The sequence below is a fragment of the Candidatus Bathyarchaeota archaeon genome (assembly GCA_018396705.1).
In the GTDB taxonomy this organism is placed as follows: domain Archaea; phylum Thermoproteota; class Bathyarchaeia; order Bathyarchaeales; family Bathycorpusculaceae; genus DRVP01.
In genome coordinates this window covers 108,957-133,813 of the sequence record JAGTQZ010000004.1, presented here as the reverse complement: position 1 = coordinate 133,813, position 24,857 = coordinate 108,957, and the positions used below count along the sequence as shown (strand labels likewise).

Sequence of the window (24,857 nt, the reverse complement as noted above, 5' to 3'; positions counted from 1 at the left end):
AACTGTGAAATGAACCAGAGTTCTAAGATCTCTTACATCCTCTTTGCGTTTTGGCAATATTTGCAAATCCACCAATATACCATGCGTCAAACTCAGCATCATACAGCCAGATGACTGCTACGCCATGTTTTGGCGATTGAACAGAAGCCATGTGCTTTAAGTTTATAAGTGACGAGTACCATAGAGGCTTCGTTTCTGCTAGATATACGATTTCTAGTCGGTAATATTCTGTTTTGTCAAAGTAGACTTGATATCCGCCTATAAGGATTGTATATTCTCCAGGTCCAGCTGTTAGCATCGCTGCTTCTGGTGATGCTAGTGTTGCTCCGTCTATATTCCATGAACCGTTTGGATTGATTATTATTACGTCTAGGTCGCTTGTCGCCCATTTTGTCCAGTCCCTGTACCAGTAGAGGAATACTAAAGCGAATCCGTTGGTGTCCTTTATCTCGAACGTGTATACGTCTGTTTCACCTTGTTTGACTGCTCCATAGTATCTCTCGATCCTTCCCGGATAGACTTCAACGAGGGCGGTTGTTGGGATTCCATTGTTGTAGAGGATTACTTTCTTGTCTATGCTTGTGACCAGGACTTCTGTCACTTCGATTGTCATCTCGCCAACAATCACTTGGTTGTAGCTTGAGAAGTCACCTACAAGTGCAAGCCTAATGATACCTGCCGATATTGGGACATCAAATGTTACGAGAAGTTCGCCGTCTCCATAGAAGTACAAGCCCCAAGCATAATAGCTGTCAGAGCCTCCTCTCTCTGCTGTGCTTAGGTATATTACTCCAGCGTCGCCCCAGAACGGGTTTTGCTGCGCTGGGTCTGCTAGGACTACATCTGACAATATGATTTTGATTGAGTCAACTTCGCTCGAGACCCAGAAGGCGAAGTATTGATATTTAGTAGGTTCTAATACTATGTTACTGAATGTTGCTTTTCCTTTGTATAGGCATGTTACTTCTATTGGTGGGAACCATAGGTCGCCGATGTGGTGTGGCCACGTTGTTGGCAAGGTTCCAAATGTGCCTGATTTAATAACGTTTAGTGCGTTTGCAGCGTTAACATAGCCTGCGCCTTGTTCTTCCGCTGTAAAGCCTGGAATTGGAACAGCGCCGTCTATTATGGCTTGTTTAATCTCTTTTGGCCCGTAGGGTAATCCCTTGGCCTCTATATAAGAGTTGAGTAGCGCAGCTACTCCGGCAACTTGAGGTGTTGAGAAGGATGTGCCTCCACCTAATCTTATGCGCCCATCTGGAAATGGTCCAAGGAAGCACCATGAGCCAGTGGCAACAACTTCCGGCTTTAGTCTTCCATCTGCCGATGGTCCTCTGCTGCTGAAATCAACAATAGCCAGATAGTCATGCGGATACCAAAGCTCATCGCCTAAACCATTTCCAGCAGGCTTTCCATAGTAAGCCCAGAAGTATATATCCCCAAAAACCCATTCATGGATCGGGTCCATTGCGGCACCTACCGTTATCGCCGTTTTTGCACTTCCAGGCGAAGCTACTCTTAACAATGCTGGACCCTCGTTGCCAGCTGCCGCTACCACTGTTATGCCCGCTTCGGCAGCAGCATCAACAAGCAGGTCTTCTGGGTCTTCGCCGTCAGCACCTATCCCACCGCCAAGGCTCATACTAATAACGTCTACGTCTAATGTTCCGCTGACCTTCATTTGTATTGCTATATCAATTGCCTGCATTATAATCGAAGAGGGGACCCCAGCACCAGTGTGCGGAAACACTTTTATAGCATATATTGAAGCAGCCGGAGCTATTCCAAAGCAGTATGTGTAAATATATCCACTGTTGTTCTTCCATGTCCCTACCGGGTCATAGTTGTAGATGGCTTCTCCCCATGGATGCCCAGGTTGGAATATCAAAATGGCGTGGGCTGCTAACAGATGGGCGCATGCCGTTCCGTGGTAGTGGTTTGTTGTGGCGTTCCATCCTTCATACGGTGTTCCCACATCTGGACTTATGTCAATTCCGCCAATCACATTTCCAACAAGCAAAGGGGAAGCGGACCAAACACCAGTGTCTATAATGACAACAACACTGCCTTGCCCGACAGTTTCGCTCCAAACAGTACTAGCGCCTGTTAGATTGGTGTTCGTGTATATCCCGGGCTCGACGGAAGTTATGTACTCGATAGCAATGGGTTCAACTTCTATACCTTCAAGTTCATAGGCAAGAACAGGCTCACCCGTAACAGGATCTCGTGGAACACTGTATTTCAAGTTCTCGGTTATTGCGCCATGGTAATATAATTCTCTAATCGAGTCCTTATAGATGCGAACTACGCGACCGTCTGAAGCCAGTTGCAAGAGACAGCTGGCAGGGATGGAAGCCGCTAATACCTCAGCACTTTCATACATTATCGATACTTGTCCACCAAACTCTTCAATTACCCTCGCTATCCCGGCTTTATCCGTAACTTGAATAACAACATTAACTTGTCCAGCGTCGCTTGCAGTTTGCAACATTTGAAAAACGTCCTTCGTTATTTTTTGTACAACTCCCTCTGAAACCTCGTTAGGGGAGTTGAAGGCCACGGGCGTCACAGCAAAAATAGACATAGCCAAGACGATCGAGAGCATTACTCCTTGCAACGTTAATGCATGCTTAAAGTTGAAACATACGCTTAACATGTGAAAATCTCCTTTCTCCTTACCCTTGCTCAGAAGTGTATGTTGCTAAAGGTTGCTATAAGAACATTGTGGAACATTCTTCTACAAGCATCTACAAAAAGTCTGTCCGCAACGTTAACCCATTCAAGGAGTTGCTTTCAGAAAAAACTACGTGCCCATTTATTGTAATAGTCTCATATTGAAGCAAAATTTTCAATAATTTTGCCTCGATAATGGACTGCCGTAGATTTTTCCTGATTTTTTCTACAACTTTTATTCTTTGAGCATTGGACATCTCCAAGATGTTTACTTTTCTTTGCGCCTTCTTGTTTTTTGCTGCCATATCGTTTCCCTTGTTTGTGTATTTTGTATTATATCTTAATAAATTGGTTCCTTCAATACGGAAAACATTTCAATAAACGACATATTCTATAAACCAACATCTGCCAGGAGAAAAAGTTAAAGAGACATAACCTTTGATACATTATTCTGCAAAGTGATTACTCATGCAGACCGACGCTTTAGAGAACGCCTTGTTTACTGTAACCGTGAACCCGCTATTAAAGGGGCTAATAAGCCGTTTCGACATCGAATGCCCTACAGACGGGAGCCTTCTTTTAAATTCTTTAAAGGACTTTCTCGGAGAACCGGTTACCCTTTGCCCTGCCTGCAGAAGCATAAGCCGAAACATCGCCAGACCATTCTATGAAGTTGGAAGCCGTCTCTTGAGGGCTGACAGGAACTTTATGAAGAAACAGTTTATTAAAGACAAGTATGGCGGAGCATGGTTTAAAGGCTTTGGTTTAATGATGAAAGGTATAGAAAAATACGGTATACGTATACCTTTTGTACCAGCTGGCCCTTTTGAGGTTGTTTGGAATTTTACTTACAAATGCAATTTGAAGTGTAAACATTGCTATGAAGATGCTGGAAGTGGGAAACGCCTAGAGCTATCAACAGACGAGGCTAGACAAGTTATTGACATACTCTCAAAAATTGCTGGGATAGGTTTGCCAGCCCTTTCCTTCAGCGGAGGCGAACCACTTGCAAGAAAAGATTTTTTTGAGTTGGCATCCTACGCCAAGAAACGTATCCCATATATTAGCATAGCCTCCAATGGAACTCTGATAACCAAAGACATAGCAAAGAAAATCAAGGATGCTGGAGTAGATTATGTAGAAATAAGCATCGATGGCGCATCGCCGAATGTACACGACGAGTTCAGAGGCATACCCGGCGCTTTTGAAAAAGCTTTGCAAGGCGTGAAAAATTGTGTAGAAGAAGGCATAGACACATGTATCGCCACAGTTTTGCACAGGAACAATTTTGCCGAAACGGAGAAAATCCTACAATTAGCCAAAGAATTGGGTGTTCGATTCATGCATTTCAACTACATTCCAACTGGCCGGGCTAAAATGCATGTGGAACTTGACTTAACTCCAGAGCAAAGACTATACATCTTGCAGGCCATAGGCAAAGAAATAATCAGCTTATATCTACAAGCTAAAGAGGAAGAACTTAAAACTGGTAAATCAAACATAAAAGTGGATAGATTTTTCAGCACGTGTCCCCAATATGCAAGTGTCACAAAAAAATTGTCCCAACAGGTTGGTCAAAAATTTATGGTTGAAGCCCACTACGCGGCGAAAAAGGGTGTAGAAAATGTTGCAAACTTCCTAGGCGGATGTGGTGCCGGGCGTCTATATTGTGCAATAGAACCGAACGGTGACATAAAACCATGCGTTTTCTTCCCAACAAACAATAAAACAGTATTAGGTAACATGTTAAGAGATAACTTTGAAGAAGTCTGGGACAAAGATCCGCTATTGTGGCAGTTGCGGGTTAGAGAAAACCTTGAAACGTATAGTATAAATGGCAAGAATGTAGGTTGTGGGAACTGCCCAGACAAATACATATGTGGAGGATGCAGAGCAAGGGCCTACGGCTATTTCAGCGGAAACGTTAAAGCACCGGATATCGGATGCATACACAACAAGCCTTTATGGGAAAAAATGGTAAAAGAGATAATCTGCAAACACTAGGCTTTTCCTTTTTCTTCCTTACCGAAGTATGTTGTCCATTTAAGTTTACGTGCATCTCTTTGAAGTTTTAGGGCGTTTTTTCTGCATTTGCTTGAACAGAACCAAAAAATGGACCCATCGTTTTTGACATACATCATACCGGTACCATGTGGAAACTCATTACCGCAAAATGAGCATTTCCTTGTTTTCGGCACAGAACAGCCTCCTAGCTTCTATGCTTTTGACAATCATCTTGTGATTTTCTTTGCTTCCCTCTCAGTTTCTCTAAGCATAAGAATGTCTTGTAAACGTACAGGCCCTTTGACATTTCGAGTTATTATTCGTCCCTTGTCTTTTCCTTCTAAAATTCGCACCCTAACCTGTGTGATTTCCCCTGTTACACCAGTTCTTCCAATGATTTGAATAACCTCTGCAGGTGTCAATTCTTCCTCTGTAGTGGCTGTCTCTTTTTCTTTGCTCATTTCGCTCCTTTCCTTATCTGGTCAACTCTTTTGGCAATCTCTTTAATAAGCCCCACGGCGTCTCCTTCATTGATGATACATGCAGAAGCCGCTGAGACCTCTATTCCAACAGCTTCACCAAGTTTCTCTTTGCTTGGAACATATACATATGGAATTTTTCTCTCTTCACAGAGGATGGGTAGATGAGCCACAACCTCTGGTGGATCCACATCCTCTGCGATGACCACAAGCTTTGCTTGCCCTCTCTCAACAGCCTTGGTCGTTTCATTTGTTCCTTTCTTTACAGTCCCAGTTTTTGAAGCTATTTGCAGGGCTTCATAGGCTGCATCTGCAACTTCTTTTGGAACGTCAAATTTTACGTAGAATGGTTTGGACATAAGCCTCACCCTCAAATGCACTGTCTTAATCAACAACACCTATTTATCAATGTTTCGACCGAAAATCCCGGAAAACTCTTTGCACAAAGTAATGTAGAAAGATTTAAATAATATGCCTCGTTTGAACTTTTTGTTTTTCGAGGGGAAATCAAAAAGTTGATCAGACTAGGCCGTGTGCTTCACATAAGTTCAAGCAAAAACATCATTGTAAAGGTTGAAAACATACCAAAATTGGGCGAAAGAGTGGTGGATGAAAACTTAAAACTCATAGGAGAAGTTTTTGACATCTTCGGCCCAGTTTCCAGGCCATACGTGGCCGTTAAACCGCAAAACCCTAGGTTAAATATCATAGCGGACAAAGCGTTGTATGTGTTCCCCTCGAAAAAGAAGGGAAAATAAATGAGTGATATGGAAGTTGATGATTTAAATCCTACGCTACACGCTCAACAAGCTAGAGTACAAGTATGCCCAGAATGCGGCAGCACAAAGCTAATGCGCGATTACGAGTGCGCGGAACTTGTCTGCATGAACTGTGGATTCGTGATAGCCGCAAAGTTAGCGGATAGAGGCCCAGAATGGAGAGCCTTCGATGACGAGCAAAGGGCCAAAAGAACCCGTGTTGGGGCACCGTTAACCTATACGATACATGATAAGGGCTTATCCACAATGATTGATTGGCATGACAGAGACATCTACGGAAAAGGATTGTCCCCCGGACAAAAAGCTCAAGTTTATCGGCTTAGAAAGTGGCAACGCCGCATTAGAGTCTCTGATGCTACTGAACGCAACTTGGCCTTCGCACTCTCAGAAATCACTAAAATTGCAAACACCTTGAATTTGCCAAAGAATATACTGGAGACAGCCTCTCTTATTTATAGAAAGGCCGTGAAAGAGAGACTTATACGCGGAAGATCCATCCAAGGGGTGACATCTGCAGCTATATACTTAGCGTGCAGACAGTGTGGTTTACCAAGAACATTAGAGGAGATAGCTCAAGCTTCAAACGTTAGCAAGAAAGAGATAGGCCGCAGTTACCGCTTCTTGATAAAGGAGTTAAACTATTTTATTCCACCATTGAGACCAAGCCAATACATAACAAAATTCTCAAACCAGTTAACAATGCAAGGCAAAGTTGAAGAAATAGCCCACAAAATATTAGCAGCAGCTAAAGAGTTAAAGCTCACCTCTGGCCGAGGGCCCACAGGCATAGCCGCAGCTGCAAGCTACATAGCCTCCGTGTTGACTGGAGAAAGGAAAACGCAGAGGGAGATTGCAGAAATAGCACAGGTGACCGAAGTCACTATTCGCAATCGTTACAAAGAACTCGTTGAACGCCTGATGTTTAATATAAGCCTATAAATGAAAAGCAATCCTCTTTTTTATTTTAATGTTAAACCTCGCTTTCCTGGCGAGGGTGTTCTGCGGCAAAACACATTTTAGTCCCGTGAGAGTATAATTATTAGTAGGGTTGTAGGTTGGTAAAATGCCCAAAATGTGGAAGCGAACCAGCTGCCCTCGTTAAGACTTGGGGTATTACTTTACGTGGAAATTCGGAGGGTACATCTAAGTTGATGGGGCTTTTTGAATGCCTAAACTGCAAAACAAGATTCAGAACAACTGTAGAAAAAGCTGAGGAAACAGTAAGCATTAAAAACATGGTTGAAAGAATAAAAGAGATAAAGGGAGAACTCATGCAGACCTTGAAAAATTTGCGAGAAAAAATAAAAACCCTTGAAACCGAACGGGCAAATTTAATGATTGAAATTGAAAAGCTAAAGAAGGCGGCAGAATCGAGAGTAAGCGCTCTTGAAAGCGAAGTAAACATGCTGCGAGAAGAGGTAAAATCCCTAAGGGAATTATTAGGTTACACAGAAGAAAAACACTAAAAAATGCCACCGCCATTTTTCCTCACACTCCATAATTTAAGGAGTTTCCAGATCTCTTGAGTCTTGAGGGTATCTTCTTGTCGGTTCTTCAAGACATGGGGCAACTCCCTGTAACTTGCCCAGCATACATTCAAATGTGTAGTTTTAAGCTATGTTCAAGAAGAGTTAATCTTAAAGGATTGTTTGCTAATTTTTTGGTTATGCCATACAAGTTCACATTTGATCTTTCAAGAATCCCGCGTCTCTTTTTTATGGAAATAGCCAGGATAAGTTATGAGAAGAGAATGCATAAGAAAATGAGTGACGCTTTACAAGATATTATTAAGAAGTTTAGAATCGAAGAGCTAACGGGTTTAAACGTATCTGACGCTGTTCGTCTTCTAGAGGATTTAGTTGATGTAGAGACAAAGAATTTTCTTGAAAAGGAAAAATTTGAGAGCACAAAAAAGAGGGCGCTCTTTTTGCCGCATTGTTCAAGGAAGTTCATGGATAACCGATGTAAAGCCATATTTGAACAAGAAATACCTACATATGTTTGCACTCACTGTTCCTCAGATTGTTTGGTCAACAAAGCTGTTTCCGTTGCGGAAAATAAGGGTTACGATGTATACATTTTACCCGGGGGCTCTTGTATCTCAAAAATTTTGAAAATAAAACGTTATGAGGGTGTGATTGGTGTTGCTTGCGGTGAAGAGTTAAGGCTTGCCGGAGAAGTGTTAAGCCAGATGGACATTGCGGGTCAAGCTATACCCCTTCTGAAGAACGGATGTGCTAACACATATTTTAACATGGAAACGCTGTTGAAAATTTTGTGAGAAAAACGTGGGTTTTTGAGGAACTGTAGTTAGGTCTTCACTTCTTTTTTTCTTCTTCCTTAGTCTTCTTTTTGGTTGTTTTCTTCTTGCAAGACACTATAGTACACCTCAAAACAAGTAAATGGTTTGTTGTAAACTGTAAGTTAATATGCTTTTTAGAATTTTTCTTGTAAAATATAAGTGTAAGCATATGTGAAATTTTAAAGAAACTGTTTACTTAATTATTTCTCTTTTCTTCCAGCGAAGGTTTTTACTACGACATCTTCTACATTTAACTGCTGTTGTGGCATTTCTTGCGCCACATTCTCTACAGATTTTTACATAAAGCCTACGCTGCTGGGCTAGTGTTTTTTTAAACGGGTCTAATATTGGCATTGTTTAGCCCTCTGCAGCTACAACACACGGAACACCATCTAGATATACTTTTTGCTGTAGTCCCAATTTCTTTGTTTAACGCTTAAGTAGTTTTTTAGTAGGGAAACGACATCGCTTGGTTTTTCAGCAACCTCAACACCAGCCTTCTTGAAGGCTTCGATTTTACTTTCAGCAGTTCCGGTTTTTCCCATTACTATCGCTCCTGCATGACCCATACGTTTTCCCGGCGGCGCCATGCGTCCGGTCACGAAAGCTACGACTGGCTTAGGATATTTTTCTTTAACTATGTATTCAGCTGTTGCTTCTTCTAAGTTCCCTCCTATTTCACCTATCAATATCACAGCTTCTGTTTGCGTGTCTTTTTCGAAAAGCTTTAGAACGTCAATAAAATTTAAACCAACTATGGGATCCCCGCCTAAACCGATACATGTAGACTGCCCTGACTCTCTTTTGGTCAACTCTGCAGCTATCTCGTAAGTTAACGTTCCGCTCCTTGAGATAATACCTATCTTCCCGGGCTTGAAAATGTGAGCCGGCATTATTCCAAGCTTACATTGTCCAGGAGTTATTATTCCCGGCGTGTTGGGACCGATTACTGTAGCGCCTGCGCGTCTGGCATAAGCCATAATGTTTATAGTATCTTTAATCGGAATGTGCTCCGTTATTATAACGACTGTTTTTACTTCATTCTCCAAAGCTTCTAAGGCAGCATCAGATGCTAAAGGAGCTGGAACAAAAATTATTGAAGCGTTCGCTTCATGTCTTTCCAAAGCTTCTTCGACGGTGTCGTAAACAGGGATTCCGTGGACAGTTGCTCCTCCCTTACCAGGAGTTACACCTGCTACTATTTTTGTTCCGTATTCAAGCATTAGTTTTGTGTGGAACCTTCCTTGTGTTCCAGTTATGCCTTGTACTATTGCCCTTGTTTCTCTTCCAACTATTATCCCCATGAGGTGTTCCCATTCTTTTCAAATTTTTTGGCTATTTCTACAACTTGTTGCGCTGCCTCTTCCATGCTAGCTAACACATGTATTCCAGCTTCTGTTAGCATTCGCTTTCCCTCTTCTTCGTTTGCACCCACCAGCCGAACCACCATTGGTTTTTCTATTCTAAGTTTTTCTTTTGCTTGAATAATGCCTTCTGCAACCTCGTCGCATCTTGTTATTCCGCCCACAATATTCACAACAAGTGTTTTCACATTTGTGTTAGAAAGCACTATCCGCAAGGCTGTAACTATTTTCTCGGGGGGAGCCCCTCCGCCTATATCTAGGAAGTTTGCCGGTTTCCCACCGTAAAGGTGTATAGTGTCCAGTGTTGCCATCACAAGCCCGGCACCGTTGCCTATCACACCTATGTTTCCATCAAGTTTAATGTAAACCAAACCATTTTTAGCTGCTTCAATTTCCTCTGGTGAAAATTCTCCGTCCTGAGGTCTCTCCTTTAATTCCGAGTGACGGAACAAGGCATTATCGTCGATTATTATTCTAGCATCTACAGCCACAAAGTTTCCTTCAGAGGTTTCAGCTAAGGGGTTTGTTTCAATTAATTCTGCGTCGCATTCAATTCCAGTCTTATATATGCCGTGAAAAATTTTTGCAAGTGTTAAAAGCTTGTTTCCGAAGTATCCCATGCGTTTTGCCATTTGTCTGGCGTGATATGGTTGAAAACCATACAGCGGATCCACTGGAAAACGCAAAATTTTCTCAGGCATTTTTTCCGCAACATCCTCTATATCCATTCCGCCTTCAGTTGCCCCAACAATTACGTATGATTTGTTAAGTCTGTCAACAGTCATTCCAAAGTAAAGTTCTTTTTGAGTGTAAACTCTCTCCTCAACCAATACGCTCCGAACTAGGATTCCCTTTATTTTCGAGTTTAAGAGTGTTTCAGCAGCTTTTTCAACTTCCGCAGTCGATCCCACAAAGAGTATCCCACCGGCTTTCCCTCTACCAGCCACGGGAACTTGCGCCTTAACAACAAACGGGGGTTTTAGTGTTTTAGATACTTCTCGAGCTTCAACAGGGTTTATTGCTAGACTCCCTCTGGGTATCGGGACCCCATGTTTTTTCAGGATTTTTTTGGCTTCATACTCCAGAAGCTTCATTTAACGACGCAGCCTTTCCCTTTCCACCCCTAATCCTTTAACTTCAGACAACACCTATAAAACTTCTTTAAGCAAGAAACCATAGTTCGGGAAGTTGACATTTAACCAGTTTGACGGATTTCCATGATTTAAAACTACTATTGTTTAAGGATATGGGCAAACTAAAATTTTTACCGTAACATATTTATTTATCGGTAAAAAAGGTTATGAAGCTATAAAGAATGTGAGAACAAGGAGTGAGGCGGTGCAGATGTCTGAAAGCAACTCAGTGTTGATCGGGAAGAAGCCAGTAATGAACTATGTACTGGCTTGCATAACCCTCTTCCACGGCGGAGCAAAAGAAGTAAACATCAAAGCCAGAGGAAGAGCCATAAGCCGCGCTGTGGATGTTGTTGAAGTCGTGAGACGTCGATTCCTACCGGATGTTAAAATAAAGAAAGTGGGCATTGGGACTGAAACAGTGGCACCCAGAGAAGAGGGTGGCACGCCCACAAACGTTAGCACTATTGAAATAACACTGGAACGCTAAAACATTAACAACAATTACACAACGTTTCGAGGCTCCGCCGCCCCTCCTTTATTTGTGGAGGGCGCTTTCACAGGTGAAAACAGCACTATGCAGTTTCTGCTTAAAAAGTGGAATCCTATGTCAAAAATGTTCGGAAAAAGTTAAGTCTGGAGAAGTGACAGAATTAGATTTGAAGATCGCTCGGTTACTTTTATCTTTGGAGGAAACTTACCCTTCCCTTCAAAACGTTAGTTTTTTTAAGGCGGTAGACGCTGGGAAAACCCTGGCCATACTTGTCGGTAAAGGGGACGTCCCGCGTCTTCTTGGTCATGGTGGGAAAATAGTTAAAGCATTGGGAGAGAAAACTGGAAAATCAATTCGTGTTTTAGAGTATGGGGTTGACGACAGAAAATTTTTAGAAGATTTGTTTGCCCCGTTGAGCATAGTCACAATAAACACTATTTGGTTGCCGGACGGATCAACAGAAACTAGGGTGATTTTGAGAAAGAAGGGTGGCAAACAACCTCCGTTCGACGTGAAGGCTTTAAAGGAAATTGCTCGTAAAGTTCGCAACATGACGTTACGTATAGAGTTTACAGATTAGCTTGAAGCCGTGTGAAGTTAATGAAAGTGGATGTTATTGGAGACTGGCGTAGAACTCACTACTCTGTAGATGTGAAACCAGAAAATGACGGGCAAGAGGTCACTCTCTTCGGATGGGTTCAGGAAATTAGAGATTTAGGCGGTATCCGATTCATAATATTGCAAGACAGAGAGGGCACTGTCCAAATAACGGTGCCACGAAAAAACGTTGGCGTCGAAGTTTTATCGAAAACAGACATTTTACAGAGAAGATTCAGCATTGGTGTAAGGGGGGTTGTGAAGAAAACTGATAAGACTCCTAGAGGAGTCGAAGTAATACCGAAGCAAATAAAAATTCTCAGCCCAGCGTCACCGCAATTGCCCATCGACATAACCGGAAAAGTGCATGCGAGACTTGATGCTCGCTTAGACGCTCGCGCATTGGATCTTTGCCGTGAAGAGAACGTGGCAATTTTTAAAATTCAACACACAGCTGTTGAGGCAATTCGAGACTTCCTCTTTGAAAGAGGCTTTATAGAGGTCCACACTCCCCGCATAATTGCCTCAGCTACTGAAGGCGGGGCAGCACTGTTTCAATTAGATTATTTCGAAAGGAAAGCTTTTCTTGCTCAAAGTCCTCAACTGTATAAGGAACAGCTTGTGATGAGTTTAGAGAAGGTTCTTGAAATAGGGCCATTTTTTAGAGCTGAGGAATCTCACACCCGTAGACATCTAAGCGAATTTGTGTCCATAGACATTGAGCAAGCTTTTGTAACGGCTGAAGATGTCATGCAGTTGCTGGAGCGGCTAATGCAGCACACGTGTAAGGTAGTTAGTGATAAATGTCGTAAAGAGTTAGCTTTGCTGAATTATCAGCTCGAAGTGCCTGAAATACCCTTTAAACGTTTAACATATGATATGGTTTTAGAAGATTTGAGACGAGAAGGAGTGGAAATCCCATGGGGTGGGGACATACCGACACCAGCCTTCAGAACATTAGGCAAAATTCATCCATACTTCTACTTTATAACGGATTGGCCAACGCGCTCAAAGGCTTTTTATATAAAACCCAAAGATGACAACCCGGAACTATGCGAAGGATTCGACCTCATGTGGAGCTGGATTGAACTTGCTTCCGGTGGGACGAGAATAGCTTCAAAAGAACTCCTAATAGAACGCCTAAAAGAGAAGGGACTGAATCCAGAATCTTTCAAATACCACCTGCAAGCTTTTGATTATGGTATGCCGCCCCATGCCGGCTGGGCTATAGGTTTAGAGAGACTCACAATGATGTTGACTGGTAAGAGAAACATAAGGGAAGTCACATTATATCCTAGAGATAAATTCAGGCTCACACCATAATTTTGGCATCAATTCTTATGGTAGCAACTTCTTAGAATGATGTCTACTTAAATTTTTAAACAGCATAACTCTCTGTTTTCGCGCTCTCAAAGTTTTTCCAAGACATTGAAAGCCATTGTGCCTTTTATTTGAAATTGTTCTAAAAGTTGATAAAGAACTACCACTTTTATCACTGACATGGGAGAGCATCCTAAAATAGCGTGCGGTGTCTTCGGCGCCTTAAGCTTTAGGAAGCAACTGGTATTCCCGTTTATTTACTGGGGGTTGAGGGCACAGAATCATAGGGGCCATCAGTCCCACGGTTTCCTCACGTTTCTAGATGGTGAATTTTATGTCTACAGAAGTTTGGATCTTATTCCGAAAATAAGGGCAAGCGCCCTCCATGAATGGTTTGGGCGTTTGCCAGGGCACATAGGAATCGGAAATGTTAGATATACAACTTCTGGAAAAACTGATGAAAAGTCGCTTTTGGCGGGAACTCAGCCTGCTACAGCTTCTAAGAATGGTTTTAAGCTTGCTATCTCTTTTAATGGGAATGTTGTCAACACAGCTCAGCTTAAAAAAGCGATTTGTAAAGATTTTCCAAATTTTATTTATGAATGTGATGCCGACTTAATATGTCGTAAATTGCTTGCGGAGTTGTTAAGACGGAAAAATCTAGAAGATGCTGTTGAAGCATGCATGAAAGAGATTGAAGGAGCCTTTTCAGTTGCGGGAATAACTAAGGATGGAAAGTTTTTCGCCTTCAAAGATCCACATGGTATAAGGCCTTTATGCGCTGGTCACAGTCCAGACGGGGACATCCGTGCTTTTTCATCTGAAACCGTGGGCTTGGATATAAACGGTTTCATCAGAGACTTTGAGCTTGAACCAGGCGAGCTTGTGACCGTTTCAGAAAAAGGTTTTGAAAAAACACGGCTAATAAGTGGCCGTAAGGCTTTCTGCGCTTTTGAATTTGCCTATTTTGCCAGGCCTGACTCCTTCTTTAATAGTAAATACGTCTACGAAATTCGCGAGGAGTTCGGCAGAAACCTTGTCAAAGAAAACCCGGATATTGTAAAGGACGCGGACATGGTGATTTCAATGCCTGAAACCGGAGATGACGCGGCTTTTGGGGTGCATGAAGAGTCTGGTCTTAGATGGGAAAGAGCCACAAGAAGACACCGGTATGTAACGGAGCGTGCCTTCATTCTCCTAGAGAAGGAACGTTACGCCACTATTGATAAGAAGATTAACATCTTGGCTTCCAAAATTAAAGGGAAGAAAGTCATCGTGGTAGACGATAGCATCGTGAGAGGAGACACGACAAAAGTCACCATTGAAAAACTCCGAAGAATGGGCGCCAAAAAAATTTACATGTTTATAACGTTTCCACGCATAATTGGGCCATGTTTCTACGGAATAGATATGGCAACTTACAGCCAGCTCATAGGCGCTAAGTATACGTCTGAGGAGGTCGCCAAGATGATAGGGGCAGATGCTGTATGTTACCAGTCAATTGACGGGCTTGTGAGAGCAACCGGCTTCAAGAGGGATGAGTTATGTCTTGGATGCTTGACAGGTGAATATCCAACACCACTAGCCCAAAAAATTGCCAACGAGATGAGGAAAAGGTTTCTAGAAGGGCACGAAGAAACGGGGAGACTTTATGAGACCCCGGAGCTTTTCAGCGAGAGCGGTGGATAAAAAAGATTAAAGGCTTAGGGATTAGCGTTTAAAGGTGGGTGGACTATGGTAGAGAAAGTCGGTGTGCTTGTTGTTTCATATGGGGCGCGGGAAGCTGCTATGGTCGACGCATTCACAAGAAGCACTAATTATAACGTGGAAGTTTATGTGGTGGATAAACAGCGAAACCCCTTCAACGTGAAGAAAGCTACAGCGCATGTTGTTATCCCAGACTTGAACGTGGAGGATATATGCAAGTTCGCCGAGGCCAACAAGGACAAGATAGATTTCGGCATTGTTGGCCCAGAAAAGCCTATAATTGAAGGGGTTCGCGATATTGTAGAGAAGCGTACTGGCATACCCATGATTTGTCCAACAAAGGAGTATGCTATAGAAGCCAGTAAAGTTCAGCAACGTCTACTTTTCCAAGAAACGGTGCCAGAGGTTAACCCGCGTTTCAAAGTCTTCCAGCCGGAGGATTATAGAACGAGGGACGATGCCAAAAAGGCTCTTTACAAATGGCTTGACGAACTTGACAATACAGCAGTTGTTAAGCCAGATAAACCCGCGGCAGGTAAGGGTGTAGGTGTCTGGGGGGATCACTTCACAACCCGCGAACAACTTTTTGAACATTTTTGGGAAAACTTGAAACATGGCGCGGTCATAGTTGAAGAGAAGATAGAGGGGGAGGAGTCCAGTTTTCAGGCTTTCTGCGATGGTAAACATTTGGTACCGCTGCCAGAGACCCGCGATTACAAACGCGCCTTTGACGGAGATAAAGGACCAAACACCGGAGGAATGGGCTCCTATAAAGATGCGAATGATATCTTGCCCTTCATGACAGCGGCTGATCGAGAGAAAGAAATATCAATTGTAAACAGGATTTTTGAAAAGTGGAAAGCCAACAATAACCAAGCACTGCGTGGCATTCCATTTTATGTGGCGTTTATGCACACGGGAAAGCAACCTAAAATCCTTGAAAATAACAGTCGCCCAGGAGACCCGGAGATAATAAATATCCTGCCAATCTTAAAAGACGATTTTGTCGACGTATGCTTCAAAATCCTTGAGGGAAATTTGACTAGCGTAAAAATTGAGAAAAAAGCCACGGTTGTAACCTATAAGGTGCCGCCAAACTACGGTGGGTTCGGAGAGGTTTTTCCAGACCGTGTCAACAAGGCGGAAATCGGTGCCCCCGTGGATTTGATGAAAGCGTACGAGCTAAGTAGGAAATATGGTGACAGAATCCGCGTTTATCCTGCGTCTATGGAAATCCGTGGGAATGAATTTTATGCGTTAAAGTCGCGGACTGTTTGTGTCGTCGGTATAGATGATAGCATAGAAGCTGCTAGAAATATTTCCTTGGAAGGTGTAAACGCCATAAGGGGTGGTGCCCTTTGGCATAGGACTGATATAGCCTCGAAACAACACATAGAAAAAAGCATTCACCACATGGAGGAACTTCGGAAACGAGATTAAAAAACAAGGTGTATATTTCAGATTGTGAAGGACCTATCTCAAAAAACGATAACGCCTTTGAACTTACAGCTTACTTTGTGCCAAATGGCGCGCACATTTTCACTGTGATAAGCAAGTACGACGACGTGATAGCAGATGTGCTTAAAAGATGTGGATACAAGGCAGGCGACACCTTAAAGCTAATATTGCCTTTTCTTAAGGCTTATGGCATCACAGATAGGAAAATGCGCGTTTTTTCGGCTAAAAACTTGGTTCTGATTCCGAAGGTTAAGGAAGCTCTCGGATTTATTAGGGAAGTGACTGACGCATACATAGTAAGCACAAGCTACGAACACTATATCAAAGCTTTGTGTCGTGCCATAAACTTTCCGTTTGAAAATGCCTATTGCACAAAGGTTGAAATCGACAAATACACGTTAAAAGAAAGAGAGAAAAAGAGGCTCAAGGAACTGGCGGCGGAAATTGCCAAAATGCCCATAATCGAAATTCCATCCGGTGCAAAAACTCTTGAAGACTTTCCAGAAAAATATAAGCAAGTCATCCAACGCTTAGATGAAATCTTCTGGGATGAAATAGCTAAAATGGAAATTGGAAAACTCTTTAACGAAGTTAACCCGATTGGAGGGCGCGAAAAAGCAGAAGCAGTTAAGCAGATAATTGAACAATTGGACTTAAGCCTTTCAGACACCGCCTATGTCGGCGATAGCATAACAGATGTGGAAGCCTTTAGAATGGTTCGCCGGGAAGGTGGTTTAACCATATCATTCAACGGCAATGAATACGCGGTGAGAGAAGCTGAAATCGCTATAATGGCTGAAAATGCGCTTATTACAGCGGTGCTGGCGGAGACTTTCTGTAAATATGACAGAGAGGGGGTGCTAAAACTTGTGGAAGCTTGGAGCAATAATTCGCTGAAAACACTAGAGATTAGCCCGAAAATAAAAAACATGTTTTTTGAAGCTTACAGCGGGAGATTACCAACCGTTGAAATTGTTAAGAAAGAGAACATGGAAAGGCTGATAAAGGAGAGCACTAGTTTCCGGAAAAGCGTGAGGGGCGAAGCCATAGGAAGGCTCGGATAAGTGGCTTCGCTTAACAGAATTACAATTTCAATAATCCTTGCAGTTATCATTTTGGCTACTGTTATCACAGCTTACATTCGAGTGAAACAGAAAACTTTGAATTGGATTTATTGCGGCGTAATAATTTCGCCAGACGAAGATGTTAAAAGCATAAAAGACCCGGAGTTTGTGCGGTACCCCAACCACACGGTTTTCACGGATAGGGACGGGCATCACTACATTGTGGCGTCCTACTTCAAAAAAGATAACTTATGGCTTATCGGTGTTCTAAGGACTAAGGATTTATTCTCCTACGAATTTATCGGCTTCACATCCATTCAAATGGATGGAAAAATAGCACCTTATTGCATATACAATCCGGACGATGAAAAATTTTACATGTACTACAGCGACTGGAAAAACACCATTATCCATAAAGATACTCGCCTTGCAAGATTGGGACTAGCTATTGGAACAGATATCAAAAATCCGTCAACCTTCGTAGATTATGGATATTTAGTTATAGAAAATATGCCACAGACGCTGGCTCCACACTTTGGTTGGGACCCATACATAGTGAAAATTGAAGATACCTATTACATGCTAATATCAGCCGCAAAATACAAGGTGCATCTGGCGACCGCAAAAACCCTTGAAACACGGTGGAATTACATAAAAATCGTTATAATAGACAATCTCGAAAACCCAACATTGTTTTATTTCAACTCAAAATGGTACATGATGCTCGGAATGTGGAACGGAACAGGCTACGATCTATACTCATCGGAGGATTTCAAATGCTGGAACATTGTTGGAAAGAACTTTTTCCATGACGAAAAGTACAGTCAACTGCCAGCTGGTTCAACAAGCATAATTGTTAACAACACGCTTTATCACATCTACCAAACTCCAAACGGACAGGACACGTTCCAGTTGTCTATGGCTTACATCAAGATTGAAGATTTAATAGCTGAAATTAACAAAGTAAAATAATTCCATAAAACGGAGAGAATATTGATTTGGTTAAAGGAAAACTTGTAGAGAACACTTATGCCGAGGCTTTTGAAGGTATTTACAGCCGGGTAGTGGTTACGGCTGACGATGATGAAACACTGCGTAAAGCGGCCATGCACGCAACAGCCACACCATCCATAGTTATAGGCAGAATTGAAGGAGGTATAGAAAAGTGGCTGAGCGAGAAGGAAACTCCTGACGGACGTAAGGGTGTGGTGCTCCAGTTTTGGGGAGGCATAGACCCTAAAAAGCCGTTTTCAGAGTCTCTTAAAAAGTTTGAAATTGAACTCTCATATAGGATAAGGCAGGATATCCTCGTCAAGCCATTCACGGCTGTTTTTGACGCTCTGCCAAGCCCGTTGGGCAAGATTGACATGATGGAGCGGGTTGGCCACTGCGGAGACGGATACGAATGGGTGGAGAAACGATTTAACCGTGAAGTGATCGTCGTGCCGATAATGGTTCCAGACTTCATTATAGAAAGGTTTCTGGGCTACGCTATGGGCGTCATGGGCGCCAACTTCTGGATAATGTGCCAAACAAAAGAAGCCGTTGAAGAGGCTGGAGCAAAAGCGCTTGAAGCCATCCACAAAGTTGAAGGCGTCATAACACCGTTTGACGTGTGCTCCGCAGGCTCGAAGCCTGAAACCCGCTTTCCATGGATAGGCCCGACAACAAACCATCCCTACTGTCCTTCGCTGAAACAACGTTTAGGCAAGGAATCCAAAGTCCCAGAAGGCGTCGGCTATATTCCTGAAATCGTGATTAACGGTGTTTCCCTCGAAGCTGTTGAAAAAGCCATGAAGGCGGGTATAGAGGCAGCCCTAACGGTTAAAGGTGTTGTGAGAATTTCGGCTGGGAATTATGGCGGTAAACTTGGCAATTATAAGATTTATCTACGCGAGTTGTTCCCATGAAAAAGCTTTTCGACGTGATTGGCTTCGGCGCCCTAAACGTGGACAAACTCTACAAAGTAAACAAAATAGCTGGACCAGAGGAAGAAGGCTTCATAATAAGCTGTGAAGAGACTTGCGGCGGCTCAGCAGCTAACACCATTGTAGGCTTGGCAAGGCTCTGTTGCAAAGTCGGCTTTATCGGGAAAGTTGCCAATGACCGCGAGGGCAAAATGCTCCTAGAAGACTTCCGCAGGGAGGGCGTGAATACGAGAGGTGTGGTAAAAGCTAAGACTGGACGGAGTGGCGTCGTTATGGGTTTCGTGGATCAGAAAGGTGAACGTGCCCTATACGTGGATCCAGGCGTAAACGACACGATAAGCTTTGAAGAAATAGACTTGAACTATGCCTTAAAAACCAAGTTCTTACATTTGACATCATTTGTTGGAGAAAAATCCTTCGAAGCTCAGAGAAAACTCGTGGAGAATCTTCCAAATCACGTGAAGGTCAGCTTAGACCCCGGCGAGTTATATGCCAGAAAAGGTCTTGAAAAGCTTAAACCCATAATCGGAAAGTGTTTTGTTTTGATGCCAAACGCAAAGGAAATCACACTGTTAACAGAGGAAAGGGATTACGTGGCTGGAGCTGAAAAGCTACTTGAAATCGGAGTTAAGGTGGTTGCTGTCAAACTTGGCAGCCGCGGGTGCTACGTGACAGATGGACACGAGAGCCATCATGTCGAAGCCTTCACTGTGGAGGTTGTGGACACCACCGGTGCCGGCGACGCTTTCTGCGCGGGCTTTCTATACGGCTTGCTCAACAATAAAAGTCTGAAAGAATGTGGAAAACTTGGCAATTTTTTAGCTTCAAAGTGCATAATGAAAATGGGTGCCAGAGCAGGTTTACCACGTTTGGAGGAGCTAAAACTTCTTATCTAGATACTCGATCATGCTTTCGAAAATGAGTTTTCCGTCGCCATAAAGTGGCATAAACGTTTGCTTTGTCCAGTCAGGCTGCTGCCACCAGTAAAAGGCCCTCTCCGGATGGGGCATTAAACCAAAAACCGTTCCCTCTGGATTGCATATTCCAGCTATGTCGTGGAACGAGCCGTTCGGGTTTATTGGGTATATACCATTGGCATAATTTCCAGTCTTGTCGCAGTAGCGGAAAACAAGCTGATCGTTCTCGTAAAGCCTCTCCAAGCATTGCTTCTCTTTCTCTTTTGGAAATAGAAAGCGCCCCTCAGCGTGAGCCACCGGCATACGTAGAACCGTTCCCGCCGGGATCTTAAACGTGAAGATGCATTTTCCACGGTTTTCATGTTTTAGGTAAATCCAGCGGCAATGATACCCCGGCGGATAGTTTGTGGCCAGCGCAGCCTCTGGGTAGGGAGTTGTTCCCTTAAAGGCGGGGAGAAGACCGGCTTCCACAAGCACTTGAAAGCCATTACAGATGCCGAGGACTGGGTGCCCCTCTTCAACGAAGGCTTTCAGCTCCCTGCCCAGTTTTGCGACAAGCCACTTCGCCCATATCGCCCCGGCTCTTACATAATCACCGAAGGAGAAGCCTCCGGGAAACACTAAGGCGTGATAGTCCATGAGATTTCCCCGTTTAACCACTTCATTGGCATGCAGTATCTCGGCTTGAACGCCAAGAGCCTTAAAAGCCATTTGGGTTTCAGTATCACAATTGGTGCCGCCAACCCGCAGAATGCAAACGCGCATCTCCTCACGCTTCAAAACTCATTCACCACCAAGAAAACTCTTCCAAGCCCTAAGCAGTTCGTCAACGGCTACGTCCACAACCACATCACCAGTCAACCCATAAACACACAGCCTCGCATCTTTGGTCGCCCTGCCTATTCTCGCATGGGCAACGTCACTCATCACCAGCTCAAAGTCTTGTTCGCATCCGCTTGGAACCTCTACAATGAAGCGGCTGTTGGATGCTGAAAACAAGAGAAAATCGTTTCTTTTAATTCCATCGGCTGGAACACGCCGCAAGTCAAGCTCCATACCATAGCCGCCGGAGAAAGCCATTTCAGCCGCCGCCACGGCTAAGCCGCCCTCAGATAGATCATGACAGGCACTGACAAGCCCCAAGTCAATAGCCTTTGTTATGGCACGGAAAACTTGCCTAGCTTGGGTTGGGCGAACCTTCGGCACAGTTTTTCCCAGAAAGCCCATAAGCCTATAATACTCTGAACCGCCAAGTTCATGGTAGGTTTTTCCGACAAGGTAGATGCTGTCGCCCGGCGCCTTAACATCCAACGAGATAGTTATGCGAATGTCCGGAATAATTCCCACAGCAGTTATTAATAGAGTGGGCGTCACAGGGCCTACTGGAGACTCATTGTATAGGCTGTCTTTTCCGGATATGAAAGGCGTTTTGAAGGCTTTGGCGAACCGATAGCATGCTTCACATGCCCTGACAAGGCTGCCAAGCCTATCGGGCTTCTCAGGGTTGCCCCACGTGAAATTGTCAAGCAACGCTATCCTTCTGCCGCCCACAGCCACATTGTTCCTTATAGCCTCATCTATGGCTGAGGCCGCCATCCAATATGGGTCTATTTTTCCATAGCGGGGATTCACACCGCAGGAAACAGTTAAACCACGCCAGGAATCTCTCAAAGGCTTGAGAACAGCAGCATCGCTTGGTCCGCCCACTTCACCATATAACGGCTTAAGAACAGTATTGCCCTTAACTTCATGGTCATATGTTCTAACTACACTTTCTCGGCTGGCAATGTTCGGCGAAGCAAGCAGCCGCATTAACACGTCTGCCAAGTTATCCGGTTCTGGAAAAATAGGCTCTTCCAGTCTTGGCGGATTGTACTCGGCGATACGTACAGCTCTTGGAGGCTCAAAAAGGCATGGGATATCTATTTCTGCAACTTTTTCGCCCATGTAAAAGATTCGCAGAACCCTATCGTCCGTATATTCGCCTATAGCAGTGGCTTCAACATCCTCGTTTTGGAAAACCTCCAGCACCCTGCTCAAGTTTTCAGGTGGAACAGCCAGAAGCATTCGCTCCTGGGATTCGGAGACGTAGATTTCCCATGGAGCTAACCCGGGATACTTTAGTGGAACCTTTTCGAGATGAACAATGGCGCCGCAGCTAAACCTCTTAGCAGTCTCCCCCACAGCTGATGAAAGACCTCCCCCACCCAAATCAGTTATGGCTGAAGCAAGCTCCAGGTCGCGGATGGCAATTATAGCCCTCTTAAGCTTCTCTTCCTCGATGGGATTTGCAATCTGCACCGCTGGCCTTGAAACCTCTTCAGATTTTTCTGTAAGCTCAGCTGAAGCAAATGTAACGCCGTGAATCCCATCCCGTCCAGTTTTCCCTCCAGCCAAAACTATTATGTCGCCGGGCTTGGCGTTGCGCCTAAACTTTTTCAGTGGTAAAAGTCCAATGCAGCCGCAGTATACGATAACATTTCCAACATAGCTTTCGTCAAAGTATATTGCGCCATTCACCGTTGGAATGCCCATATTGTTGCCATAATGCCCAATACCAGCTACAACACCCATAAAAATGTACTTGGGATGTTTCACGCCTGGCGGAAGCTTCTCGTAAGGATAATCCAGTGGACCAAAGCCTAATACATCCGTGCATGCAATGGGATCAGCCCAAACGCCTAGGATGTCACGGATGACTCCGCCAACTCCGGTGGCGGCTCCCCCGAAGGGTTCTATGGCAGATGGGTGGTTATGGGTTTCAACTTTAACTGCGATTCCATAATCCTTGTCGAAGCGTATTATGCCAGCATTATCCTCAAAAACGGAGAAACACCATTTGGCATTAATCTTCGAAGTTGCCTTCGCGATGTAAGTTTTGAAAAGGCTATCGATTTTCTTTCCATCAAATTTCACCAAGCCTTTAAAGGTTTTGTGAAAACAGTGCTCAGACCAAGTCTGCCCGAAAGTTTGAAGCTCCACATCTGTGGGGTTTCTTCCCTTTTGCCTAAAATATTCCCGTAGGGCTCTCATCTCTTGAAGGTTTAAGCCTAACCCAAGCTCTCGGTTGACGTCGAGGAGCTGCTCGTCTGAAGCGTCTAATAGGTTTATCTCGTAAAGTGGGAAAGGCGTATTCCTTCGAATGTAAAGGTTCTTAGTCATTTTTCCTCCTCAACAATTATTGTGTAATTGTCCTTTGTTGGGTTAGCCAGAAGCCGCCTACACATTTCATCAGCCATTGCCGTGGCTTCCTCCCTCGAATTTGCCTCAAGCAAAATCGTGTAAACTTTGCTTACGTTTACCTCTTCAACCTTATACTCAAGTTCCCTTAATAAGCGGGCTGTAGTTTCGCCCTCTGGATCACTGTGCCCGGGTTTTAAGCCGACTTCAACCCTCAACCGAAATTTCATAGGCTAATCTCTGCATGAGAAGATTTAAGCACTTTCACCACTAAATACGCAAAAGAACATTAGTTCAAGATGATCCGCTTACCCTTGTATAGTATTCGGATCCCCCTAGTACTTGTCACGTGGCCTATTTCTTCCGCGTGTACATTTGCCTTTTCCAAAATGTCAAGAGCCTCATCTTTTTCCTCTTTGTCAATTATTATTGCGAAGCCCCATCCCATGTTAAAGGTTTTAAACATTTCATCGTCCGGAATTTCGCCTCCGAGCTCTTCAGCAGTCTTCTGGATCAAATCGAAGATAGGCTGGGGCTTAAAATTATTGAATTCAAAGCCTATGTCTTTCGAAAAGAGGGTTAGGCGATTAAACTTCAAGTATGCATCGCCAGTTATGTGGACTGCAGCCTTAACCTTCACATGTTCGGCAACATTTAGAACCGGTTTAACATAAATTCTGGTTGGCTCCAGAACTTCGTAGACAAGTTCCCTATCTAAGGACTCTGGAACGTCAAAAGGTTCGTACTTACCGCCCCACTGCTTAAACAGAATTTTCCTCGCCAAGGTTATGCCATTACTGTGTAAGCCAGAGCCCCGCAAACCTACAATCACATCGTCGGGTTTCAATTCCCTGCCGGTGATCACCCTATCTTTTGGAACTTCACCTATTGCCGCAAAAACCATGTCGAAGCCCTTTCCCTCAACTAAGCCTCTGATGATTTCTGCCACGTCGCCTATTTCCCCGCTTGACACCACACACTCAGCCTCAGCGGCGCCTTTGGCTATACCCTTCATCCACTCCTCGACGAGAAGTGGATCTGAAACCTGGGCATGAATATTATCTGCAACTGCCAGAGGCCGCGCACCAGAACGAATAACGTCATTTACAGCCATCGCCACCCCGTCAATGCCTATGGTGTCATACTTGTCAGCCAGCTGAGCAACAAGAACCTTCGTGCCGACACCCTCAATAACAAGATCTAGATAGCAGTCATTGCGGAACGGAAAAATGTTTCCAAACGGAAGCTTCATAATCTTGCCGTAAGAGCTAAAACGGTAAGTGCCTTCTAGAAAACGCAAAGCCCTTTTCGCTTCGGCTCTCAGTTTTCTGTCAACGCCTGCAGCCGCATAAGTTATTTTCCGCTTCAACCAAACTCCTCTAGGCTATACACCGCAACTTAAAAGATAACAATTTCCCTCAAGGGTCCTCCAAACACCCGCCTTTCCAAGTAAGCGAAA

The 24,857-nt window shown here is 43.9% G+C and carries 26 protein-coding genes; 14 read left to right on the top strand and 12 right to left on the bottom strand.

Features of this window, described 5'->3' with window-relative positions; all coding sequences use genetic code 11:
• Window positions 1–22: 22 nt before the first annotated feature.
• Both KEJ24_04475 and KEJ24_04470 read right to left on the bottom strand, forming a co-directional pair.
• Window positions 23–2,656, bottom strand: coding sequence for a S8 family serine peptidase (locus KEJ24_04475; GenBank protein ID MBS7647070.1), 2,634 nt, complete (start codon window positions 2,654–2,656; stop codon window positions 23–25).
• 91 nt (window positions 2,657–2,747) lie between these two features.
• Entirely contained in the window at window positions 2,748–2,978 is a 231-nt protein-coding gene (locus tag KEJ24_04470) for a hypothetical protein (GenBank protein ID MBS7647069.1), read from the bottom strand.
• Between the two features lie 163 nt (window positions 2,979–3,141).
• Here KEJ24_04470 and KEJ24_04465 point away from each other — a divergent pair, with 163 nt between their 5' ends.
• Window positions 3,142–4,677, top strand: coding sequence for a radical SAM protein (locus tag KEJ24_04465; GenBank protein MBS7647068.1), 1,536 nt, complete (start codon window positions 3,142–3,144; stop codon window positions 4,675–4,677).
• Here KEJ24_04465 and KEJ24_04460 read toward each other — a convergent pair.
• The 3 genes from KEJ24_04460 to rpl7ae are packed head-to-tail and all read right to left on the bottom strand — an operon-like array spanning window position 4,674 to window position 5,515.
• Window positions 4,674–4,871 (bottom strand): 50S ribosomal protein L24e, encoded by a 198-nt coding sequence (locus tag KEJ24_04460; GenBank protein MBS7647067.1) that lies wholly within the window; start codon window positions 4,869–4,871, stop codon window positions 4,674–4,676. The genes KEJ24_04465 and KEJ24_04460 overlap by 4 nt on opposite strands.
• Window positions 4,872–4,904: 33 nt before the next feature.
• The gene (locus KEJ24_04455) at window positions 4,905–5,138 is read right to left on the bottom strand and encodes a 30S ribosomal protein S28e (protein ID MBS7647066.1); all 234 of its coding nucleotides are present in this window, start codon (window positions 5,136–5,138) and stop codon (window positions 4,905–4,907) included.
• Window positions 5,135–5,515, bottom strand: coding sequence for a 50S ribosomal protein L7Ae (gene rpl7ae / locus KEJ24_04450; GenBank protein ID MBS7647065.1), 381 nt, complete (start codon window positions 5,513–5,515; stop codon window positions 5,135–5,137). The genes KEJ24_04455 and rpl7ae overlap by 4 nt, the downstream gene beginning before the upstream one ends.
• A 156-nt stretch (window positions 5,516–5,671) precedes the next feature.
• Here rpl7ae and KEJ24_04445 point away from each other — a divergent pair, with 156 nt between their 5' ends.
• From KEJ24_04445 to KEJ24_04430, 4 genes are all read left to right on the top strand, one after another.
• On the top strand, window positions 5,672–5,914 hold the full coding sequence (locus KEJ24_04445; GenBank protein MBS7647064.1) for a hypothetical protein: 243 nt from the start codon (window positions 5,672–5,674) through the stop codon (window positions 5,912–5,914).
• Window positions 5,915–6,874: a transcription initiation factor IIB gene (locus KEJ24_04440; protein ID MBS7647063.1), complete on the top strand. Its 960-nt coding sequence runs from the start codon at window positions 5,915–5,917 to the stop codon at window positions 6,872–6,874.
• Between the two features lie 116 nt (window positions 6,875–6,990).
• Window positions 6,991–7,401: a hypothetical protein gene (locus tag KEJ24_04435; GenBank protein ID MBS7647062.1), complete on the top strand. Its 411-nt coding sequence runs from the start codon at window positions 6,991–6,993 to the stop codon at window positions 7,399–7,401.
• 77 nt (window positions 7,402–7,478) lie between these two features.
• The gene (locus KEJ24_04430; GenBank protein ID MBS7647061.1) at window positions 7,479–8,216 is read left to right on the top strand and encodes a DUF116 domain-containing protein; all 738 of its coding nucleotides are present in this window, start codon (window positions 7,479–7,481) and stop codon (window positions 8,214–8,216) included.
• Window positions 8,217–8,429: 213 nt separating this feature from the next.
• Here the strand turns inward: KEJ24_04430 and KEJ24_04425 are convergent, their stop codons facing one another.
• From KEJ24_04425 to sucC, 3 genes are read right to left on the bottom strand one after another with little or no spacing between them, the layout of a single operon-like run.
• Window positions 8,430–8,591 carry a 50S ribosomal protein L40e gene (locus KEJ24_04425; GenBank protein MBS7647060.1) on the bottom strand — a complete coding sequence of 54 codons (162 nt, stop codon included), beginning with the start codon at window positions 8,589–8,591 and terminating at the stop codon, window positions 8,430–8,432.
• A gap of 38 nt (window positions 8,592–8,629) precedes the next feature.
• Window positions 8,630–9,541 carry a succinate--CoA ligase subunit alpha gene (sucD, locus tag KEJ24_04420; GenBank protein ID MBS7647059.1) on the bottom strand — a complete coding sequence of 304 codons (912 nt, stop codon included), beginning with the start codon at window positions 9,539–9,541 and terminating at the stop codon, window positions 8,630–8,632.
• Window positions 9,532–10,695, bottom strand: coding sequence for an ADP-forming succinate--CoA ligase subunit beta (gene sucC, locus KEJ24_04415; GenBank protein ID MBS7647058.1), 1,164 nt, complete (start codon window positions 10,693–10,695; stop codon window positions 9,532–9,534). The genes sucD and sucC overlap by 10 nt, the downstream gene beginning before the upstream one ends.
• A gap of 250 nt (window positions 10,696–10,945) precedes the next feature.
• Between sucC and albA the strand changes: the two genes are divergently transcribed.
• The 9 genes from albA to KEJ24_04370 all read left to right on the top strand — a co-directional run bounded on the left by albA (window position 10,946) and on the right by KEJ24_04370 (window position 20,197).
• Window positions 10,946–11,224, top strand: a complete 279-nt coding sequence (albA, locus tag KEJ24_04410) for a DNA-binding protein Alba (protein ID MBS7647057.1) — start codon at window positions 10,946–10,948, stop codon at window positions 11,222–11,224.
• Between the two features lie 73 nt (window positions 11,225–11,297).
• Window positions 11,298–11,807 (top strand): hypothetical protein, encoded by a 510-nt coding sequence (locus tag KEJ24_04405; protein ID MBS7647056.1) that lies wholly within the window; start codon window positions 11,298–11,300, stop codon window positions 11,805–11,807.
• 20 nt (window positions 11,808–11,827) lie between these two features.
• The gene (gene aspS / locus KEJ24_04400; protein ID MBS7647055.1) at window positions 11,828–13,147 is read left to right on the top strand and encodes an aspartate--tRNA(Asn) ligase; all 1,320 of its coding nucleotides are present in this window, start codon (window positions 11,828–11,830) and stop codon (window positions 13,145–13,147) included.
• 177 nt (window positions 13,148–13,324) lie between these two features.
• Entirely contained in the window at window positions 13,325–14,833 is a 1,509-nt protein-coding gene (locus tag KEJ24_04395; GenBank protein MBS7647054.1) for an amidophosphoribosyltransferase, read from the top strand.
• Between the two features lie 45 nt (window positions 14,834–14,878).
• Window positions 14,879–16,291 carry a hypothetical protein gene (locus tag KEJ24_04390; protein ID MBS7647053.1) on the top strand — a complete coding sequence of 471 codons (1,413 nt, stop codon included), beginning with the start codon at window positions 14,879–14,881 and terminating at the stop codon, window positions 16,289–16,291.
• A gap of 104 nt (window positions 16,292–16,395) precedes the next feature.
• Window positions 16,396–17,373, top strand: coding sequence for an HAD hydrolase family protein (locus KEJ24_04385; protein MBS7647052.1), 978 nt, complete (start codon window positions 16,396–16,398; stop codon window positions 17,371–17,373).
• The gene (locus KEJ24_04380; protein ID MBS7647051.1) at window positions 17,374–18,345 is read left to right on the top strand and encodes a hypothetical protein; all 972 of its coding nucleotides are present in this window, start codon (window positions 17,374–17,376) and stop codon (window positions 18,343–18,345) included.
• A gap of 20 nt (window positions 18,346–18,365) precedes the next feature.
• Entirely contained in the window at window positions 18,366–19,283 is a 918-nt protein-coding gene (locus tag KEJ24_04375) for a formylmethanofuran--tetrahydromethanopterin N-formyltransferase (protein MBS7647050.1), read from the top strand.
• A complete protein-coding gene (locus KEJ24_04370) occupies window positions 19,280–20,197 on the top strand; it encodes a carbohydrate kinase family protein (protein ID MBS7647049.1) in 918 nt (305 codons plus the stop codon). Before KEJ24_04375 ends, KEJ24_04370 begins: the two co-directional genes overlap by 4 nt.
• Here the strand turns inward: KEJ24_04370 and purQ are convergent.
• The 4 genes from purQ to purM are packed head-to-tail and all read right to left on the bottom strand — an operon-like array spanning window position 20,180 to window position 24,767.
• The gene (purQ, locus tag KEJ24_04365; protein MBS7647048.1) at window positions 20,180–20,983 is read right to left on the bottom strand and encodes a phosphoribosylformylglycinamidine synthase subunit PurQ; all 804 of its coding nucleotides are present in this window, start codon (window positions 20,981–20,983) and stop codon (window positions 20,180–20,182) included. The genes KEJ24_04370 and purQ overlap by 18 nt on opposite strands.
• 18 nt (window positions 20,984–21,001) lie before the next feature.
• On the bottom strand, window positions 21,002–23,380 hold the full coding sequence (purL, locus tag KEJ24_04360) for a phosphoribosylformylglycinamidine synthase subunit PurL (protein MBS7647047.1): 2,379 nt from the start codon (window positions 23,378–23,380) through the stop codon (window positions 21,002–21,004).
• Window positions 23,377–23,628: a phosphoribosylformylglycinamidine synthase subunit PurS gene (gene purS / locus KEJ24_04355; protein ID MBS7647046.1), complete on the bottom strand. Its 252-nt coding sequence runs from the start codon at window positions 23,626–23,628 to the stop codon at window positions 23,377–23,379. Before purS ends, purL begins: the two co-directional genes overlap by 4 nt.
• A 59-nt stretch (window positions 23,629–23,687) precedes the next feature.
• Window positions 23,688–24,767, bottom strand: coding sequence for a phosphoribosylformylglycinamidine cyclo-ligase (gene purM, locus KEJ24_04350; protein ID MBS7647045.1), 1,080 nt, complete (start codon window positions 24,765–24,767; stop codon window positions 23,688–23,690).
• Window positions 24,768–24,857 lie beyond the last annotated feature (90 nt).